Raw genomic sequence first — 19,329 nt, forward strand, 5'->3', positions numbered from 1 at the left:
AGCCAACAATGCCCCAGCACCGCCAGTCAACGACGACGCCCAAAGAGGCGAAGCTGTTCCGCAACAATCGAAGCCAGGCAGTGCGCATTCCCGTCGAGTTCGAGCTTCCGGGCGACAGGGTCCTGATCAGTCGGGAAGGCGACCGTCTGGTCGTCGAGCCGGTTCGCAGGCCGGGTCTCACCGCGCTGCTTGCCCAGTGGGCGAACGAGCTACCGCTCGGTCCCGAGGACGATTTCCCTGAATTCGACGACGCGCCTGTCAAACCCGAGGACATTCTTTGATGCGGTTCATGCTGGACACGAACATCATCAGCGACATGATCCGAAACCCGGCTGGCAAAGCCGCGAGTACCGTGTTGCGTGTGGGGGACTCCGCAGTGTGCACCAGCATCGTGGTCGCCTCGGAATTGCGGTATGGCTGTGCCCGAAAGGGATCGGCAAAACTGCTCAAGAAAGTTGAGGAACTGTTGGCTGAGATTCCCGTCTTGCCGCTCGATGTGCCGGTGGACGCCGACTACGGCTCCATACGCGCCGAATTGGAAGGCCTCGGCCAACCAATTGGCCACAATGATCTCTTCATTGCTGCCCATGCCTGCGCTCTTGGTATCACGCTGGTAACGGCCAACACTGGAGAATTCACCCGGATCAGCGGGCTGAAGGTTGAAAACTGGCTGGCTTGACGCTCATTCAGGCCGTCACGTTTATGACTTTCGGAAACAGCTTCCAGCGTCCCGGCCTGAAAGCAACCCGGCTTTTCTGCGCCGCCGGGTGGTCGAAGGGTAACTCTATCTCGACGCGCTGGCGCTCGCCGCCGATCTCGAGTTCCACCCGCCGGGTGCCGGCGACGCGGCGGCTGGCGGCGACGGTGCCGGCGATGCAGCCGCTGCAGCCGTCGAGCAGTTCGACATCATGCGGACGGAAGTACAGCATCGCACCGCCCAAGGGCGCATGCGGCGCCGATAGCCCGATCGGACGGTCGGCGAGCCAGATCTCGCCATTCTCGACCTTGACCGGAAGCGAGCTCGATTCACCGATGAAGCCGTAGACGAAGGGAGAGTTTGGGGTGTCGTAGATGTCGTCGGCGGTGCCGACCTGCTCGATGCGGCCCTGGCTCATCACCACCACGCGATCGGCAAGCTCCAGCGCCTCTTCCTGGTCATGGGTGACGAAGACGGTGGTGTGGCCGGTGCGGTCGTGGATTTCACGCAGCCAGCGGCGGAGTTCGCGGCGCACCTGCGCATCGAGTGCACCGAACGGCTCGTCGAGCAGCAGCACCTTGGGTTCGATCGCCATGGCGCGCGCCAACGCGACCCGCTGGCGCTGGCCGCCGGAGAGCTGCGCCGGATAGCGTTTCTCCAATCCCGAAAGCTGGACGAGATCGAGAAGCTCGGAGGCACGGCGGCGGATTTCCGCCGCCGGCGGGCGCGTCGGCCCGTGCCGGACCTTGAGGCCGAAACCGATATTGTCGGCCACCGTCATGTGCCGGAACAGCGCGTAGTGCTGGAAGACGAAGCCGACATTGCGCTCCTGGATCGATTTCTGCGAAGCATCCTCGTCGCCGAAGAAGATCTTTCCGCGCGTCGGCCGTTCCAGCCCGGCGATCAGCCGCAGCAGCGTCGTCTTGCCGGAGCCGGATGGCCCGAGCAACGCGATCAGCTCGCCGGACTTGATGTCGAGCGACACGTCGTGGAGCGCCGGAAACCGCTCGAACTCCTTGCGAACATTGGCAACGCGAACTTCCATCAACAGTCCCTTTGTAGTGGATGCATGCCGTCATCCCGAAACCAGTAGCCAGTTTTGGGCGACATGCATTGCTAGTGCCCGCGGGTCGCGGCGAGTTCGGCGCCGTAGCGCATCTCGAGCAGTGTTTTCAACACCAGCGTGATAAGCGCGAGGCCGGCCAGCAGCGAGGCGACGGCAAAGGCGCCGACGGCATTGTATTCATTGTAGAGGATTTCGACATGCAGCGGCATGGTGTTGGTCAGGCCCCTGATATGGCCCGAAACCACCGAGACCGCGCCGAATTCGCCCATGGCGCGGGCGTTGCACAACAGCACGCCGTAGAGCAGGCCCCATTTGACGTTGGGCAGCGTCACATACCAGAAGGTCTGCCAGCCATTGGCACCGAGCGAGAGCGCCGCTTCCTCATCGCCATTGCCCTGCTCCTGCATCAGCGGGATCAGTTCGCGGGCGACAAAGGGGAAGGTAACGAAGACGGTAGCGAGCACGATGCCCGGCACGGCGAACAGGATGACGATGCCGTTGGCCTTCAACCAGGCGCCAAGCAGCCCCTGGGCGCCGAACAGAAGCACGTAGACCAGTCCCGATATGACCGGCGAGACCGAGAAGGGCAGGTCGATCAGCGTGGTCAGGAAGGCCTTGCCCTTGAACTCGAACTTGGCGATCGCCCAGGCCGCGGAGATGCCGAAGACAATGTTGAGCGGCACCGAGATCGCCGCCACCAGCAGCGTCAGCCGGATCGCCGAGCGCGTATCGGCGTCGCCGAGCGATTGCGTGTAGGCGCCGACGCCTTTGGCGAGCGCTTCATGGAAGACGATGATCAGCGGCAACAGCAGGAAAATGCCCAGAAAGGCGAAGGTGACGACCATGAGCACGGCTTGCGCCGGGCGGCTTTCGGTGACCGCCGCCGAGCGGCTTTCATGATACAGCTCGTAGGATTTGATCTCGGGATCAGCCATAGCGCTTGCGGCTCCATGTCTGCACGAGATTGACGACCAGAAGCATGATGAAAGACAGCAACAACATGATCGCCGCGATCGCGGTGGCGGCGGGGTAGTTGTACTCCTCAAGCCGGATGACGATCAGAAGCGGCGCGATCTCGGATTTGTAGGGCAAGTTGCCGGCGATGAAGATGACCGAGCCGTATTCTCCGACACCGCGCGCGAAGGCGAGCGAAAAGCCGGTGATAATGGCTGGCGCAAGGCCTGGAAACAGCACACGGGTGATGATCTGAAACCGGTTCGCGCCAAGCGTGGCGGCGGCTTCCTCTACCTCCTTGTCGATTTCCTCCATGATCGGCTGCACGGTACGCACGACGAAGGGCAGGCCGATGAAGACCAGCGCGATGACGATGCCTGATGGCGTGTAGGCGACCTTGATGCCGAGCGGCATCAGCAATTTGCCGATCCAGCCGTTCGGTGCATAGAGTGTGGTCAGCGCGATGCCGGCCACCGCCGTCGGCAGCGCGAAGGGCAGGTCGACCATGGCGTCGACAATGCGGCGGCCGGGAAAGCGGTAGCGCACCAGGACCCAGGCGACGAGCGTGCCGAAGATCACATTGACGGCAGCCGCGATGAAGGCGGTGCCGAAACTGATTTCCAGCGCATTGGTGGTGCGGCGATCGATGGCGATCGCCCAGAAATCGGTCCAGCCGAGGGCGGCCGAACGCCAGATCAGCCCCGACAAGGGGATCAGGATGATGAGGGTGAGGTAGGCAAGCGAGAAGCCGAGCGTCAATCCGAAACCCGGAATGACGCTCGGCTGTCTGAACCGCCACCCCGCCTGCGCGGGTGCTGTGGTCATGTTGTCCTGGTCTATTCTTACTGGGCCGGCTTGTAGATCTGGTCGAATATACCACCGTCGGCGAAATGGTAAGGCTGGGCTTTTTTCCAGCCCCCGAACAGCGGGTCGTCGATGGAGATCAGCTTGATATCCGGGGTCTTGGGGAGATCCGCCGGTGCTACGAGTTCGGGCTTGGCCGGCCGATAGTGGTTCTTGGCGATGATCGTCTGCCCCTCCTTGGAATAGAGGTAGCTCAGATAGGCTTCGGCGACCTTGCGCGTGCCCTTGGCATCGACATTGGCATCGACGATCGCCACCGGCGGTTCGGCCAGGATCGAGGTCGGCGGATAGACGATGTCGAAATTGTCGGCACCGAATTCGTCAAGCGCCAGGTAGGCGTCGTTTTCCCAGGCAATCAGCACATCGCCCAGGCCTTTTTGCGCGAAGGTCACGGTCGAGCCGCGCGCACCGGTGTCGAGTACCGGCGCATTGGCATAGAGCTTGCCGACGAATTCCTTGTTCCTGGCCTCGTCGCCGCCGTCGTGAGCGTTGGCGTAGGCCCAGGCGGCCAGATAGTTCCAGCGTGCGCCACCCGAGGTCTTGGGGTTGGGCGTGATCACCTGGACGCCGTCCTTCACCAGATCGTTCCAGTCGTGGATGGCTTTGGGATTGCCCTTGCGGACGAGGAAGATGATGGTCGAGGTGTAAGGCGCTGAATTGTTCTCGAATTTCGTGCGCCAGTCGGGATTGATCTTCTTCGACTTCGAGACGATGGCGTTGATGTCGCCCTCGAGCGCCAGCGTCACGACGTCGGCGTCGAGGCCATCGATGACGGCGCGAGCCTGTGCGGCCGACCCGCCATGCGACTGCTGGATGGTCACCGTCTCGCCGGTCTCGGCCTTCCAATACGCGGTGAAGGCCTCGTCATAGGCTTTATACAACTCGCGTGTTGGATCGTAGGACACGTTGAGAATGGTGGTGTCGGCAAACGCGAAACCGAGCGTGCCGAACTGGACAGATGTGGCGATCAGCGCGCCGAGCAGCTTCATGAAATGAGGTTTGGTCATTTCTGCCTCCATTGAACTGCTTAAAATCTACCAAGTTGATAGAAATTAGATGCAATGAATGTTGCCTTTTTTGCCCTTCTGGAGAAAATCTTCGACGACATCGGGCTGTGTCGCGAAATGTTTTCCTCATCCATGCTCGGTGAGGATCGATATCCGTCACCCAGCCTCGCGATCGGCATGGGCAATAATCTTCCAAACTCTACCTACAAAAAATCAATGCGCTGAATCGCCTGGCCTCGTTTATTCAACGAAAACCTTCACGCTGGCCGCCCGTCCCACGGCGTCGATCACGGTCAGCGTCGAATAGCCAGCGCCGTCCGGTTGCCAGGTCGCCGTGCGGCGGCGGTCGATGCCGGTGAGCGGCTTGCCGTTGGCAAGCCAGCGGAATGGGGCGCGGCCGCCCTGCAGCTTGAGCACCAGCGGCGTGGCATCGGCAGAAGTGGTGCCGAGATCGACGCGGGCGCCGTCCGGTGGAAAGACGATGGTTGGGGCCGGCTCGGTCGGCGTTGCCTGCACGAGACCGTCCGAACCGGCGCCGAAGCGGGCAAGTGTTACCGGCAGGTCCTCTCGCCTGGGGGTGAAAGCGCCGGGCGGCTTGCCCGGCAGCGGCACGGTGGCAAGGCCGGAGCGGACAAAGCCTTCGAACAGGATGGGCGCGGCCGAGACATAGCCGGAGAGACCGGGCACAGCGCCGGCGTCGGGCCGGCCAACCCAGACGCCCAACACATAGCGGCCGTCGAAGCCGACCGACCAGGCGTCGCGGTAACCGTAGGAGGTTCCGGTCTTGTAGGCGATGCCACGCTGCAAGGCGCCTTCCGGCGGCTTGACCCCCGACAATATGTCGATGATCTGCCAGTTGGCCTGGTCGTTGAGGATGGTGGTGGCCGAGCTTTCGGCATTGGCCGGTTCGGTGCCATCGTGCAACGTGTGCGTCTTGCCGCCATTGGCGAGCCCCGTATAGAGCTGGACCAGATCGCGCAGCGTGACGCCAACCCCGCCGAGGCCAATGGCCAGGCCCGGCGCCTCATTGACCGGCAGGATCGGGTTGACGCCCGCCTGGCGGAAGCGCGCGGTCAACCGCGCCGGGCCGACGGCGTCGAGCACGCGGATCGCCGGCACATTGAGCGACAGTTGCAGCGCCTGGCGGATGCTGACGTCACCCTGGTAGCCCAAGTCGAAATTCCTCGGCCTGTACCCGCTGAAATCGACAGGGCTGTCCTCGATCAGCGTTTCCTGCGCCACCAGCCCCTGTTCGAAGGCGAGGCCGTAGATGAACGGCTTCAGCGTCGAGCCGGGCGAGCGCACGACCTTGGTCATGTCGATCCAGCCGGAACGGCTGGCGTCGAAGAAGTTAGCCGAGCCGACTTCGCCCAGAATGTCGCCGGTGCGGGAGTCGGCCAGCACCATGGCGACGGAGAGACGCGGCCCAAGCTTGGCGGCGGCGTCGCGCGCCACCTGTTCCAATCCTTGCTGGACGCTTTTGCGGATCGTCAGCTTGAGCGGCTGTCCGGGCACGGCTTTCGGCAGCATCGCATAGGAGGCATGTGCCGCCAGCGCCGGCAAGGTGCGGCGCAGGCCCGACACATCGTCGAGTGCTGCGCGTCCCGCCTCGCGCTCGCCGATCAGGCCGGATGAGACCATGCGGCTCAGCACTCGGTCGCGGGCGGCATGGGCGATTTCGAGGTTGCGGTCAGGCCGGCGCTTTTCCGGTAATTGGGGCAGGGCGACGAGCAGCGCGGCTTCAGAGACGGTGAGCCGCTTCGGCTCCTTGCCGAAATAGGCGAGCGAGGCGGCGCGCACGCCTTCGAGGTTGCCGCCATAGGGCGCCAGCGTCAGGTAGCGTTCGAGGATCTCGCGCTTGGACAGCCGCCGCTCGATCTGGATGGCGCGCAGCATCTGCTTGATCTTGGAACCGATGCTGCGGCTTTCGCGCGGCTCGATCAGGCGCGCAAGCTGCATCGACAGGGTCGAGCCCCCGGAAACGATGTGGCCGCTGGTGACGAGCTGGCCGGCGGCGCGGCCAAGCGCCAACACGTCGACGCCGTCATGATCCCAGAAACGCTTGTCCTCATAGGTGACCAGCATATCGACGAACTGCTTGTCGACCTGATCGAGATGGGTTTCGAGCCGCCAGTAGCCGTCCGGCGTGGCGAAGGCGCGCAATAACTGGCCATCGCGGTCCTGGACCTCGGTGGAGACGGCGAGTTTCTTGGGAAGCGGGGGCGGGAAGGCGCGGTCGAGCTCCCAAAGGGCTGCGAAGGAAAGAGCCAGGAAGCCGGCGCAGGCACCAGCGGTTATGGCGGCGCGGCGAAGAAATTTTCTGGAGAGCATCGCGCCGCCCCTCATCGCCCTGCCGGGCATTTCTCCCCGTATAGAGACGGGGAGAAAGAGGCTGTTGCTGATGGTTTCGCCAATCGCCAGCGTTGCAGAAACAGCGGCGAAATTCGCGGCAGTCCCCTTCTCCCCGTCACTATACGGGGAGAAGGTGCCGGCAGGCGGATGAGGGGCGGCGCCATCGTCCTGTTCATAGTTGTCAGCACACCTTACGGCGCCTTGATCTCCATCATGCCGGTGGCGGTGCGGGCCGAATATTGCGGCCGGTACATGTCCTCCACCGTTGCCGCGGGATGGGCGTAGGTGCCCGGCGTCACGGCGCGCACGACATAGGCGAGCGTCAGATTGTGGTCATGGTCGCCATCGGCCGGGTTGAACGCCGCAACGAAACGGTCGTCGCGGAATTCGAGATGCGCGGCGTCGGTCTGTGCCAGCCAGGAGAAGTTCGTTAGCTGGGCACTGGAGACCAGGCCGGGGTTGTCGATCTCGAAGCCGGCCGGCAGAAGGTCGGTGACCAGCAGGCGCGAGGGCCAGCTGTTCTGCTCCGTCACCTTGAGCACGACGACATAGCGTTCGTTCTGCGTTGCCTCCGTCACATTGGCTTCAGTGCCGTCGAGCTTGTAGTAGGTGCGCGCGATGGTGAAGCCTTCACCGCCGGCCGGCAAAGGCTGGACCGGCGACGCCACGGTGGTGACGACGGCCTGCAGCGGGGTCTTGCCGGTGTTGGCGATTTCGAGCGGGCTGTCGACGAGGTCGGAGCCGTTGACCTGGTTGGAATAGCCGCCGGAATGCGGCGCGCCGTTGACGGTCAGCGTGATGGAATCATTGCCTTCCTTCAGCGCACGAGCCGACAGCAGCATCCAGGATTCGTCCTGGGTGCTGGTCCAGCGGGCTTCGGCCCGTTCCCTGGTCACCAGCTTGATCAGCTCGGGCACGATCGTCGACACCGGCTTCGATTCCGCCGCCAGCGCCAGCATCGCCGCGCCGTCACGCAGCGGCGAGCCGTAGTCGGAGCGGTAGTAGTCGTAGTCGGTACTCGACTTGGCAAGCTGCAGCGCGGTCTTGAACGTCGCCTCCGAGCGCTGGGTGTCGCCGTAGAGCGCCAGGCTCGCCGCCAACTGGGCGACGGCCATCGGACTCGAGAAGGCTTCCAGCTGGGTGTCGGCATAGTAACGCAGGTCGCCGATCGAGGCCTTTTTGTTGCGGGCCAGGACATAGAGGGCGTAGGCGATCTCGCTGCCGCGGTCCTGTACGCTCTGGTCATAGCCGAGCGAGTTTTGCAAATTGTTCAGCGCCTGGTTCATGGCCTGGGCAGGCACGTCGTGTTTCTGCTCACGCGCCCGGGTCAGGAACTCGCTGACATAGGCGTCGAGCCACAGGTCGCCGGAGCCGGGTCCCCACAGGCCGAAGCTGCCGTTTGAGGATTGGTAGCTCAGGACCTTGTAGATGGCATCCTGGACGCGGCCATGCAGGTCTGGATCGCTTTCCATGCCGATGCCGGAGGCCATCTCGTTGACGTAGAGGAGCGGCATGGCGCGGCTGGTCGTCTGCTCGGCGCAGCCATAGGGATAGCGGTCGAGCGTCATCAAGAGCGAGGGCACGTCGAAGGCAGCCGCCTGCGAAACACCGACACTGACGGAGGCGCCATCAAGCAGGCTTGCCGCCAGAAGCTCCTTGTCGACGCGAAGCGCGCCGCCATTGCCCTTAAGGTCGACCACCAGGCGGGTGGTGACCGGCAGCTGTGCCGGGCGCACCGGCACATAGAGCGTCTGCTCGACTTTGATGCCGTCGGCATGGGCAAGCCGGATGGTCAGCGAGGCATTGCCCGCCGTCTTGGCGATCAGAGGCACGGTCAAGGTCTGGCGCTTGCCCTGGGCGAGCGTCAGCTTCTGGGGCAGGGGCTTGTCGCCGGTCGACAGGTCGCCCGTGGTGTCGATCGACAGCGCGTAGTCGCCGGCAGGGCCGTCGGTGTCAGCCACGTCGAGCCGCATGACGGCGTTGTCCCCAGGGGCGAGGAAGCGCGGCAGGCCGGCCGTGATCACCACGGGATCGCGCACGATCACATCCGACTGTGCATGGCCGACGGCATCCTTGGTCCAGGCGACGGCCATGACGCGCACGGTGCCGTTGAACTGCGGAATGTCGAAGTCGATCCGCGCCTTGCCGTCGGCGTCGAGTTGGACAGGGCCAGAGAAGAAGGCGACCAGCTTTTCGGTGGGCGGGCTGCCTTGCGCCTGCATGTTGGCGCCGTCACCGCCGGTCCGCAGCTTGCCGGTGGTGCCTAGCGAGCCGTCGATCAGGCGGCCGTAGATGTCGCGGATCTCCATGCCCAGCATGCGCTGGCCGAAGAACCAGTTCTCAGGGTCCGGCGCCTTATAGTTGGTCAGGTTGAGGATGCCGACATCGACGGCCGCGACCATGACATAGGCATTGCTTCCCGGCTGCACGCCGGCCACGGAAACCGGAATCGACAGCTGTCGGCGCGGCATGGTCTTGTCCGGCGGCGCGAGCGTAACGGCGAGCTTCTTGGCGCCCGGGTCGACCTTCAGCCATTTCACGCCGATGGCGCGGGCCGGCATACGGCTCTCTTGGGCATCGCCCGGCCGGAACAGTGTCGCGGTGACATAGGCGCCGGCACCCCAGTCGTCGCCGACCGGAATGTCGACGGTGCTGCCGCCGGCCGGCACGGTCGCCGTGATGGTCTTCAAGAGCTTGTCGGAACCGATGTTGATCAGAAGTTCGCCCGCAAAATGCGGCGAGACCTTGAGCTTGGCCACTTCGCCGGCGGCGTAATTGTCCTTGTCCAGCGCAATTTCCAGGCCGTCAGGCGTTTCGGTGGTGGTCGAGGCGACGTACCAGCCGGCGTCGAATTCATAGCTGGTCGCCGGTCCCTCGGGGTCCGAGGTTTCGACCTCGAGCCGGTACTGGCCCCAGTCGACCGGTAAGGAGACGGTGGCGTCGCCATCGGCGCCGAGGTCGACCTGGCCGTTGGCGATCGACTTGGTGAAGGTGACCGGCTCGTAGTTCCACGAATTGTTGGAGCGGTACCACTGGTAATTGCGTTCGACCTTGACCAGTGTCCAGCGCGCGCCTTTCAGCGCCTCGCGCTTGTCGTCGGGATCGACGGCGATCAGGCTGAACTTGGCCGTGCCGCCCTGTGGCACCTCATTGTCGGCGAAGTCCGGGCGGATGCCGATCATGTGGCCTTGCGGGCGGATACCGATGTTGAGCGACCGTTCGATGGCGCGGCCACCGGCTTCGCGCATGCGCACCGTCACCTTGCCGTCGACCAGCTTGGTGGTCGAAGGCAACTGGTCGACCGAGATCGGGAAGGTCGCCTTGCCGTCATCGCCGACCACCGGCAGATTGGCGAGCGGCGTGACCGTGGGCTCCGCCGACTGTTCATCGGCGAGGCCGAAGGAAAAATCGGGGAAGCGGTCCCAGTCGCGCGACGTCGACAGCGTCAACTCACCTTCCAGCGCCAGACCCGCCGCCGGCGCGCCGTAAAGGAAGCGGCCATCTATGTTGATGTTGGCGGTTTCGCCCCGCGCGATCTCCTGCTTGTCGGCCTTCATGTCGAATTCGATGCGATCCGGCACGAAGTCCTCGACCAGGAACATCTGGCTGGCCACCGCCGGCTGCTTGGGATCGGTGTGGATCGACACCGACCAGGTGCCGCGCATCGCATTGGGTTCCAAAGGCAGGTCGACGGCGTGGCCGCCGGCCGAGGCGCCGTCGCTGACGATGCGGCGGTCCTCGACACCATCCGGGCGCGAGAAGATGAAGGTCAGCGGCAGGTTCTCGACCGCCTTGGCCGCGCCGTCGCGGGCAAGGGCGGCGACATGGACATCCTCGCCGGCGCGGTAGATGCCGCGTTCGGTCCAGGCGTAGACATCCAGCGCACCGGGCGCCGCGCGCCCGGTGACGCCACGGTCGGACAGGTCGAAGCCGGCCTTGGACATGTCGAGGAAGACAAAATCATTGTCCCCTTGCTTCGCCATCAGCACGGCCGGCGCCATGCCGCCATCGCCGCGCGTCAGGCCGGGATTGAACACGGCATGGCCGTCGGCATCCGACGTCGCGGTGCCGAGAACCTCGTTGTTCCTGGCAACCAGCGTCAGTTCGGCGCCGGCAATCGGCTTGGCGGAGCCGAGCGAACGGGCAAAGACGTTGAGACCGTCCTGGCCGGTATAGGTCGACAGGCCGATGTCGGAGACGACGAACCACTGCGTGGCCAACGAATTGTAGCTGTCGCCCTTGTCGTTGACGGCTTGGGCGGTCAGCACATAGACGCCGGGCTTGCGCTGCGGCAGGGCTTCGTCGACCGGAAAGGAGGTGGTGACCTCCTTGTTCAAATCGTTGACGATATCGAGCTGGCCATGCCAGACCGGCGCGCCCATCTGCTCGGAAACGGTGGAGATGTCATAGCCGTCGAGCTGGTGCAGGAACTGGTAGCCCGACAGAAGCTGCGCCAGCGAACGGTCGCCGATGCGGAAGAGCTTCATCTCGGCGGCGTTCATGTTGACGGTGACGACCGGAATGCCGCGGCGCGCGCCGGCCGGCAGCACGAAGCTGTCGCCGGTGAAGCGGGCGGACGGCGCGCGGTCCTGCACATAGATCGACAGCACCACGGGGGCGGCGGTGACTTCGCCGATGGCGGCCGGCAGGCCGGCGCGGAAGGTGACGTCATAATGCTGGCCGTGTTCGAGGCCTTCGACGCAGATCTGCTTGTCCTTGGCCTCGACGCCCTTGGGTGGCGCGTTGTCGACGGTCACGAACTGCGCGTAATCAACACCGGTCTTAACCAGTTCCTCGGAGAATTGCGCGCAGATGCGTGGCGCGCTGGTGTCGGCATCGACGCTATGGTCGATGACGCGGAAACCCTTGCGGGCCTTCAGATCGGCATACTCGGCCTGGACGGAAGGCGAAGCCACGAGGGCAAGGCTCGCCTCATAGGCCTGCAAGGCCGGGCGGTAGAGGTCACGTTTGTCGAGGCCGGCGCCGAGCAGCGCCAGCACGTCGGCGCGCGTCTTGGTGGTGCGCAGCAGCTTGTAGGCGTTGAAAGCGGCGGAAGTGCCATTTGCCGGCAAAGTGGAGGCTTCGGATGTGTTGGCGGCAGGCTGCACGGCCAGCGTTTCGCGCGCCAGGTCGAGCCAGAGCTGGCCGTCGTCCGGCATCACCGAGACCGCGGCCTCGTATTTCTGCATGGCGGAGCGATGGTCGCCGGTCAGCACGGCCTGCTCGGCGGCATTGGTCAGCGCCGCCATGCCTTCGGTCGGCTTGGTAAAGGCGGGACCGAGCAGTTTATTGCTGTATTGCTGAGCCTGGTCGGCCATCCAGTTGGGGAAGAAGGCAAGCTCCGGCGGCGCGCCGATATCGGGATCGCCGTCGATGTTGACGATCTTGCCCGCAACCGCACCATTGAAGGGCTTCAACTGGTTGTAGTCGGATTTGAGAAAGCACCATTTGGCCTTGGTGTTGTAGGTGAAGGCACGGCAGGCCGGATCGCCAAGGCAGGTCGTCTTGCACTGGTCGAGCGTGACGTTCTGGTCGGATCGGAGGTCGAAACCGAAATAGTCGGAATTGTCCGTTGTTGCGATTTTTCGCGCCTCGGCCGCTTGCGCCACAGTACCCAAGGCAAAAAAGAGAAGGATGAGAATCGACAGACCACGAGCCGCGCGCATTGCCATAACACCCTCCAGACAATTGCAGACGTCCGGGCATGATCAAGCTTCAGTCAGGCTTGTCAACGCGCGGGCGCGGCAGGTTTCCGCCTGCCAACGGTTTATTTTCCGGCCGATCACCGGTATGCGGGCAATAACCTCCATAGGACAGGGGATCACGCATTCTTGCGGTGTCGCAAAAGGTGTGAATTCCAAGCCCGTCCTATTTCAGACAATTGGATTGTGGCCCCTTTACGAGCGCTTCAGAACTTCATTCCAATTTTAGTTTTGTGGACTAGGTTGTCTTAATGCCGGCGCATGAAAAGCAGATGTCAGGGGGTACCGCGCCAGGGCGCGGGCTTCCTCGCGCCCTGCTTTTGGCCGTGATGTGCTCGACGGCGCTGGTCGCCGAATCGAGACCAGCGGCCGCGTTCGAGCTTTTCGGCATCAAGCTGTGGGGTTCCTCCAGCGACGAAGACGCCGATATTGTCGATCCCTTGCGTTACGCGGTGACGCTCTCCGCGCCCGACGCCGACAAGGATCTCGTCAAGAAGCTCGAAAACGCCTCGGCCCTGAAAGGCGACGAGGACCGCCCCGTCTCGGGCTCGCTCGGGCTGATGGCCAAGGCGCGCAGCGACCGCGAACAGCTGGTAGCGGCCCTCTATGCGGATGCCCGCTATGAAGGCGTGGTCACCATCACCATCGATGGCAAGCCGCTCGACGCGTTGCCGCCGGACGCCGAATTCAAGGGTCCGCAGCCCATTCCGGTGGCGATCAATATCTCGACCGGCCCCAAATTCACACTCGGCAACATCCGGCTGGAAGGCGACGCGGCTGGCCTGATGGGCGCCGACTATGGCCTGATATCAGGCGGCGACGCCGGCTCCGGCGCGGTGCTCAAGGCCGAAGCATTGGTCGTGCGCACGCTGAAGGAGCAGGGCAGGCCGCTGGCCAAGGTGACGGACCGCCAGATCGTCGCCGACCACGCCACCTCGACGCTCGATGTGACGCTGACGGTCGCTGCCGGCCCGGTCGCAGGCTATGGCGCGACCACGGTGGAAGGCACCGAGAAGGTCGACCGCGACTTCACCGAATACATGACCGGGCTGAAGCGTGGCAGGCAATACTCCCCGCAGGAGATCAGCGATGCGCGCGACAGGCTGCTGGGGCTCGAGGTCTTCAACAGCGTGACGTTCAAGGAAGCCGACAAACTGGACGCCGACGGCAACATCCCGATCGGCGTCCAGGTCAGCGAGCGCAAGCCGCGCTATTTCGGGCTTGGCGGCACGTTTTCGAACACCGAGGGCCTCGGCCTGGAAGGCTATTGGGGACACCGCAACCTGTTTGGTCGCGCCGAGAAGCTGCGCATCGACGGCGCCATCAGCGGCATCGGCAACAACAATCTGTCGGACCTGAACTACAATGCCGGAATCATGTTCGAGAAGCCCGGCGTGATCGGACCGGCCTCGAAGTTCTTTGCCAGTGTGAAAACGGTCTTCGAGCACCCGGACGCGTACGACCATTTCTCGGTCAAGGGCAGCACCGGCCTGTCCTATGAACTCGACAAGAAGCAGACCGTTTCGGCCGAGGTGGCGCTCGACTATTCACGCATCCGCGATGCCTTCGGCAAACACACTTACCTGATCGCCAGCGTTCCCCTGCAGTATGTCTATGATAACAGGGACAGCCGGCTGAACCCGACCAAGGGCTTCAGGGTACTGGCCTATGCCGAGCCCAGCTACGACATTCTGAGCGGCGCGGCCTTCCTCAAGCTGAAGGGCGAGGGATCGGCCTATCAGTCGCTGGATACGGCCTCGAAATTCGTCCTGGCCGAACGCGTCTCCGTCGGCTCGATCGTCGGCACGGGGCTTGAGAATGTCCCGGCCGACAGGCGCTTCTATTCCGGCGGCGGCGGCTCGGTACGGGGCTATGCCTATCAGGGCATCGGTCCCAAGGATTTCACCGGCCAGCCGATCGGAGGCCTGTCCTTCTTCGAGACCTCGGTTGAGATGCGCATCGCCGTCACCGACACGATCGGCATCGTGCCGTTCGTCGATGCCGGCACGGTATCGACCAAATCGGTTCCCAACTTCTCCAACGTCAAGGTCGGCGCCGGCGTCGGCCTGCGCTATGTGACGCCGTTCGGGCCACTGCGCATCGACGCCGCCGTGCCGCTCAACCGCGACCCCAGCGATCCGCATTTCGGCATCTATGCCGGCATCGGACAGGCGTTTTGAGATGAGGACGGTCTGGCGCATCCTTCGCATTGTCCTCTACACGCTGCTGATCGTGGTCGCGGGGGCGATCGGCGCGCTGGTCGTGCTGACCAAGACCGAACGCGGACGCGACAATCTCGCCGGCATCATTTCGCGCCTGGCCTCGAGCGACGACCGCAAGGTCACCGTCAGCGGCATCGACGGCATCTGGTCGGGCGCGCTCAGCGTCGACCATGTCGTGCTGGAGGACCGCGAGGGTGCCTGGTTGGTGGCGCGCAAAGTGGCGGTCGACTGGTCGCCGCTGGCGCTGCTGTCGAAAAACTTCAGCGCCGACCGCATCGCGGCCGACCGCATCGAACTGGCGCGGCTGCCGGTGGCCAGCACCCAACAGCCCGCGCAGAGCCGCACGACGACGCTGCCTGTTTCCATTGATATCAAGCAGATCGACTTGCCCGAAATCGCGCTTGGTCAGGAGCTGGCTGGCAGCGGCATCGCCGAGCTTGCGGCGAAGGGATCGGTCAAGGCCGACGCCAAGCCGCTGGCGGTCGAGACGGTGCTCAATGTTACTCGCCATGACGGCAAGCAAGGCAAGGTCGACGCCAAAATCCACTTTGCGCCGGCCGAAAACAGGCTTGACCTCGACCTTAAGGCTTCGGAGCCGGCGGGCGGCATCATCGCCAATCTGCTCAAGCTGCCCGATGCGCCGCCCGTCGACATAGTCGCATCAGGCACCGGGCCGCTCGCCAACTGGAACGGCATAGCCACATTCACCGTCGACGGTGAGATCGTCACTCAATTGACGGGCCGCCACCAGTCGACCGACAAGGGCAGCCATGTCGAGGCCAAGGGTGACGGCGACTTCGCCGGCTTCCTGCCGGAGAATTTGAAGCCCCTGTTTGCCGGCAAGACCAGCTTCGATGTCGCGGGCACCGCCACATCAGCCGGTGGTATCAGCGTCGACCGGGCGATTATCGACAGCGATGCCATGCACGGCACCGCCACCGGCATCGTCGATCCCGCCGGCGCCAGCGATCTCTCTGTCCAACTCGCCGCCAAGGGCCCGCCCGTCGTGGTCAGCGTCGGCAGCGAGGCGCAACCGATCACGCTAGCGATCAAGAACGCTACCGCTCGCGCCTTTGGCGACGGCAAGGCACCGATTATCGACATCGGCGCCTCCTTCGTTTCGATCGTCGCCGGGGGCACCCGGCTCGACGATCTGGCGGCGCAAATCCACTCCGACGGTTTCGACATCCAGAATCGCGCCGGCCCGGTTGCGGTCAAGCTGGAGGCTGGCGGCCTGAAAACCGACGTCGCGACGCTGGCGCCGCTGGTCACCGGCAAGGTCGACGTCGATCTGGCCGGTTCAATCAGCAAGGACGCCATTGCCATTGACCAGGGCACGCTGCGTTCCGATGCGGTCAATGCCTCGCTGACGGCGACAGTGGCGCTTGCCGACCTGTCGATGCAACTCAAGATGAACGCCGACGCCGTGGCCACCGCCTTGCCGCCTCAGATCGCCTCGGTGCTCGGCGGGCGGGTAAAATTCTCGGCTGCCGCGACCCGCGATCCGCAGGGATCGTTCGCCGCCAATTCGATCGAACTCACCTCCGGATCGCTTAGCGCCAGCGGCACCGCCAGCATGCACGGCACGGACATCCAGGCCGACATCAAGGGCAAATTGGGCGACATTTCGGTGTTGTCGCCGACGGTCGGCGTGCCGGTTGCCGGCGGGGTCGATTTCGCGCTGTCGGCAAGCGGCGCCATGACGGCGCCCGATTTCACGGTGTCCGCCGACAGCGACAGCCTGACGGCCTCGGGCCGCACGGTGAAGGCGATCAAGCTGACGGCGAGCGGCAAGGCCGACATATCGAGCCCTTCCGCCACCGTCTCGCTGACCGGCGCCGTCAACGACCAGCCGCTCGACATCAAGGCGGCGCTGGTCACCAGCGAGGGCAAGCGTTCGATCAACGGCTTTCTCGTCTCGCTGGGCGACAACAAGGTGTCTGGCGACCTGGCGCTGGATGACAAATACATGCCTTTGGGCACGCTCACGCTTGCCGCTCCCGCCATCGATCAGCTGGCCGCGCTCGCCGGCCAGGCTGTGACCGGCGATATCAACGGCAGCATCGTCTTTGCCAAGGAAGGCGATGCGCCCTCGGTGGCCATTGACGCCAAGAGCACATCGATCGCGCGCGGCGAGGTGACGGCCAAGACGATCGCCGTCAATGCGCTCATCGCCAACTTTCTCAAGGCGCCGGCGATCTCGGGCACCATCAAGGCCGACACGGTCATTTCGGGCACCACCGAAATCAGTGGCATCGGCGTCGATCTGAAGCGCGATGGCGACTGGACCAATTTCACCGGCGGCGCCACCATCGCGGGCATTCCGGCGACCGCAGCCGGGCGGGTGAAGATCGCCGATGGGACCACCAGTGTGGAGATCGCCTCGGGCGAGGCCACGGTTCGCGGCATCAAGACAGCGCTCGCCAAGCCTTCGTCACTGACCATCGCCAATGGTACGACCAACATCGAGAAGCTTGCGCTCGATATTGGCGGCGGCTCGATGACGCTGTCGGGCAGCGCCGGCCAGACGCTCGATCTCGCGGCACAATTCTCGGCGCTGCCGGCGGCCCTTGCCAATGAATTTTCGCCCGGCCTCGATGCCGCGGGCACCCTCAGTGGCATCGCGCAAGTGACCGGAACGCCGGCTGCTCCGGAGGTCCGGTTCAACGCGCAACTCGCCGGTGTCGAAACCAGCCAGACGCGCCAGGCCGGGCTCGGGCCGCTCGGCATCGATGCCGTGGGCGCCTACACTGTCGTCGGTGGCGTCACTCTCGACCATGCCACGCTCTCCGGCGACAAGATTTCCGGCCAGGCCGCTGGCACCATCAATCCGAACGGAGCCAGCGATTTCGCGCTCGATCTCACCTCGTCCGGCCCCAGCCTGCCGCTGACGGTCGGAAGCGCGCAAAGTCCGGTCAAGATCGAGGTCCGGTCATTGTCGGCCAAAATCGCGGGCGAAAGCACGCATGCCCGGCTGGACTTTGCCGCGATCCTGCCCTCGGTCACCACCAGCCCGGCGAAAGTGGACGGGCTGTCGCTGGCACTGCACTCGGATGCGTTCGATCTCAAGAACCGCGCCGGACCGGTTTCCGGCACGGTATCAGTGGACAAGGTCGGTCTCGAGAATGCCACGATCGCGCCGCTGATCGCCGGCAAGGTGACGGCCGCGCTCAGCGGGCGCCTGACAGCCGACGCCATGGCCATCGACAGCGGCTCTCTCAAGAGCGATGCGCTGAACAGCCAGGTCTCCGGCCAGGTATCGCTGCGTGACGGTGCCATCGATCTCAAGCTGAAGGCGGATGCCCCGTCATCGGCCTTGCCGGCGGCGGCGCGAGGCATGCTCGGCGAACGCGCGCAGGTGAGCGCCACGCTGAAGCGCGAGCCCAACGGCAACATCAACATAGGCGGATTGACGCTGGCCTCCGGCGCGCTGACCGCACAGGGACAGGCAAGCCTGGCCGACAACAAGGTGGCCGCCGACATCACGGGCGTGTTGAGCGACATCTCGCTGCTGTCGAAGGATGCCAGGGGCGCCGTTGGCTTCGCGTTGAATGCTCAGGGGCCGGCCACCGCTCCCGACCTGTCGCTGACCGTCAATAGCGATCGGCTTTCGGTGGCGTCGCGCGAGATCACCGGGCTGAGGCTGACCGCCACCGGCAAGGCGGATGCCATCAACCCGGCTGCGAATGTGCAGCTGACCGGCAATGTCGCGGGACAGGCCTTGCAAGGCAGCGCCGTGCTGGCGACGGCGAACGGCAAGAGCGCCATCAACGGCCTGCTTCTGTCACTGGGCCCAAACAAGATCTCCGGCGATCTGGAATTGGACGACAAGTTCGTGCCTGAAGGCACGATCTCGCTCGACCTGCCCGATATCGGGCCGCTTGCCGCGCTGGCGCTGGAAAAGGCCGAAGGCGACGTGCGCGGCACGATCGCCTTCTCGAAGAATGGCGCGGCACCCCAGGTCGCTATCAAGGCGGCCACCGCCTCGATCACGCGCGGCGACCTCCAGGCGAAAACCGTTTCCATCGACGCGCTGATCGCCAACTATCTTGCGGCGCCGGTGATCTCGGGCAAGATCCATGCCGACACCGTCATATCGGGCGGCACGGTGATCAGCGGCATCGACGTTGATCTGAAGCGTGACGGCGACTGGACCGGCTTCTCCGGCGGCGCCACGGTCAAGGGCATTCCGGCCAAGGCGGCCGGCCGGGTGAAAGTCACCAACGGCACGACGACCATCGAACTTGCTTCCGGCCAGGCGACCCTCCAGGGCATCAAGACAGCGCTCGCCAAGCCTTCGTCACTGACCATCGCCAATGGTACGACCAACATCGAGAAGCTTGCGCTCGATATTGGCGGCGGCTCGGTGACGCTTTCGGGCAGCGCCAGCCAGACGCTCGATCTCGCGGCACAATTCTCGGCGCTGCCGGCGGCCCTTGCCAATGAATTTTCGCCCGGCCTCGAT

General features: G+C 64.3%; 11 protein-coding genes. 5 read left to right on the forward strand and 6 right to left on the reverse strand.

All coding sequences use genetic code 11. The features are described from left to right. Positions 1-8 precede the first annotated feature (8 nt). Entirely contained in the window at positions 9-281 is a 273-nt protein-coding gene (locus FJ548_RS19165; RefSeq protein ID WP_140778677.1) for an antitoxin, read from the forward strand. Further along, complete coding sequence (locus tag FJ548_RS19170; RefSeq protein WP_181165565.1) at positions 278-679, forward strand: type II toxin-antitoxin system VapC family toxin; 402 nt, start codon at positions 278-280, stop codon at positions 677-679. Before FJ548_RS19165 ends, FJ548_RS19170 begins: the two co-directional genes overlap by 4 nt. 7 nt (positions 680-686) lie before the next feature. On the opposite strand, the gene FJ548_RS19175 is transcribed toward FJ548_RS19170, so the two are convergent. From FJ548_RS19175 to FJ548_RS19190, 4 genes are all read right to left on the reverse strand, one after another. Beyond that, a complete protein-coding gene (locus tag FJ548_RS19175; RefSeq protein WP_140778678.1) occupies positions 687-1,742 on the reverse strand; it encodes a sulfate/molybdate ABC transporter ATP-binding protein in 1,056 nt (351 codons plus the stop codon). Positions 1,743-1,813: 71 nt separating this feature from the next. Next, the gene (gene cysW / locus FJ548_RS19180) at positions 1,814-2,698 is read right to left on the reverse strand and encodes a sulfate ABC transporter permease subunit CysW (RefSeq protein WP_140778679.1); all 885 of its coding nucleotides are present in this window, start codon (positions 2,696-2,698) and stop codon (positions 1,814-1,816) included. Continuing rightward, positions 2,691-3,542: a sulfate ABC transporter permease subunit CysT gene (cysT, locus tag FJ548_RS19185; RefSeq protein ID WP_140608974.1), complete on the reverse strand. Its 852-nt coding sequence runs from the start codon at positions 3,540-3,542 to the stop codon at positions 2,691-2,693. The genes cysW and cysT overlap by 8 nt, the downstream gene beginning before the upstream one ends. Positions 3,543-3,559: 17 nt before the next feature. Further along, complete coding sequence (locus FJ548_RS19190; RefSeq protein ID WP_140778680.1) at positions 3,560-4,588, reverse strand: sulfate ABC transporter substrate-binding protein; 1,029 nt, start codon at positions 4,586-4,588, stop codon at positions 3,560-3,562. Positions 4,589-4,642: 54 nt separating this feature from the next. Here FJ548_RS19190 and FJ548_RS29920 point away from each other — a divergent pair, with 54 nt between their 5' ends. After that, the gene (locus FJ548_RS29920) at positions 4,643-4,813 is read left to right on the forward strand and encodes a hypothetical protein (RefSeq protein ID WP_181168847.1); all 171 of its coding nucleotides are present in this window, start codon (positions 4,643-4,645) and stop codon (positions 4,811-4,813) included. A gap of 15 nt (positions 4,814-4,828) precedes the next feature. On the opposite strand, the gene pbpC is transcribed toward FJ548_RS29920, so the two are convergent. Both pbpC and FJ548_RS19205 read right to left on the reverse strand, forming a co-directional pair. Then, a complete protein-coding gene (gene pbpC, locus FJ548_RS19195) occupies positions 4,829-6,919 on the reverse strand; it encodes a penicillin-binding protein 1C (RefSeq protein ID WP_246678715.1) in 2,091 nt (696 codons plus the stop codon). 212 nt (positions 6,920-7,131) lie between these two features. Then, positions 7,132-12,612 (reverse strand): alpha-2-macroglobulin family protein, encoded by a 5,481-nt coding sequence (locus tag FJ548_RS19205; protein WP_140778681.1) that lies wholly within the window; start codon positions 12,610-12,612, stop codon positions 7,132-7,134. Positions 12,613-12,893: 281 nt separating this feature from the next. Here FJ548_RS19205 and FJ548_RS19210 point away from each other — a divergent pair, with 281 nt between their 5' ends. Both FJ548_RS19210 and FJ548_RS19215 read left to right on the forward strand, forming a co-directional pair. Next, the gene (locus FJ548_RS19210) at positions 12,894-14,822 is read left to right on the forward strand and encodes an autotransporter assembly complex family protein (RefSeq protein ID WP_140695168.1); all 1,929 of its coding nucleotides are present in this window, start codon (positions 12,894-12,896) and stop codon (positions 14,820-14,822) included. A 1-nt stretch (position 14,823) separates the two neighbouring features. Continuing rightward, positions 14,824-19,329, forward strand: a 4,506-nt coding sequence (locus tag FJ548_RS19215; RefSeq protein ID WP_140778682.1) for a translocation/assembly module TamB, incomplete at its 3' end; no start/stop codon positions are given.

Source organism: Mesorhizobium sp. B2-4-17, assembly GCF_006441275.1.
Taxonomy (GTDB): Bacteria; Pseudomonadota; Alphaproteobacteria; order Rhizobiales; family Rhizobiaceae; genus Mesorhizobium.

Coding starts and splice junctions, on each gene's coding strand:
- FJ548_RS19165 (WP_140778677.1), top strand. CDS start 9: ATGCCCCAGCACCGCCAGTCAACGACGACGCCCAAAGAGGCGAAGCTG.
- FJ548_RS19175 (WP_140778678.1), bottom strand. CDS start 1,742: ATGGAAGTTCGCGTTGCCAATGTTCGCAAGGAGTTCGAGCGGTTTCCG.
- cysW (WP_140778679.1), bottom strand. CDS start 2,698: ATGGCTGATCCCGAGATCAAATCCTACGAGCTGTATCATGAAAGCCGC.
- cysT (WP_140608974.1), bottom strand. CDS start 3,542: ATGACCACAGCACCCGCGCAGGCGGGGTGGCGGTTCAGACAGCCGAGC.
- FJ548_RS19190 (WP_140778680.1), bottom strand. CDS start 4,588: ATGACCAAACCTCATTTCATGAAGCTGCTCGGCGCGCTGATCGCCACA.
- FJ548_RS29920 (WP_181168847.1), top strand. CDS start 4,643: ATGAATGTTGCCTTTTTTGCCCTTCTGGAGAAAATCTTCGACGACATC.
- pbpC (WP_246678715.1), bottom strand. CDS start 6,919: ATGCTCTCCAGAAAATTTCTTCGCCGCGCCGCCATAACCGCTGGTGCC.
- FJ548_RS19205 (WP_140778681.1), bottom strand. CDS start 12,612: ATGGCAATGCGCGCGGCTCGTGGTCTGTCGATTCTCATCCTTCTCTTT.
- FJ548_RS19210 (WP_140695168.1), top strand. CDS start 12,894: ATGCCGGCGCATGAAAAGCAGATGTCAGGGGGTACCGCGCCAGGGCGC.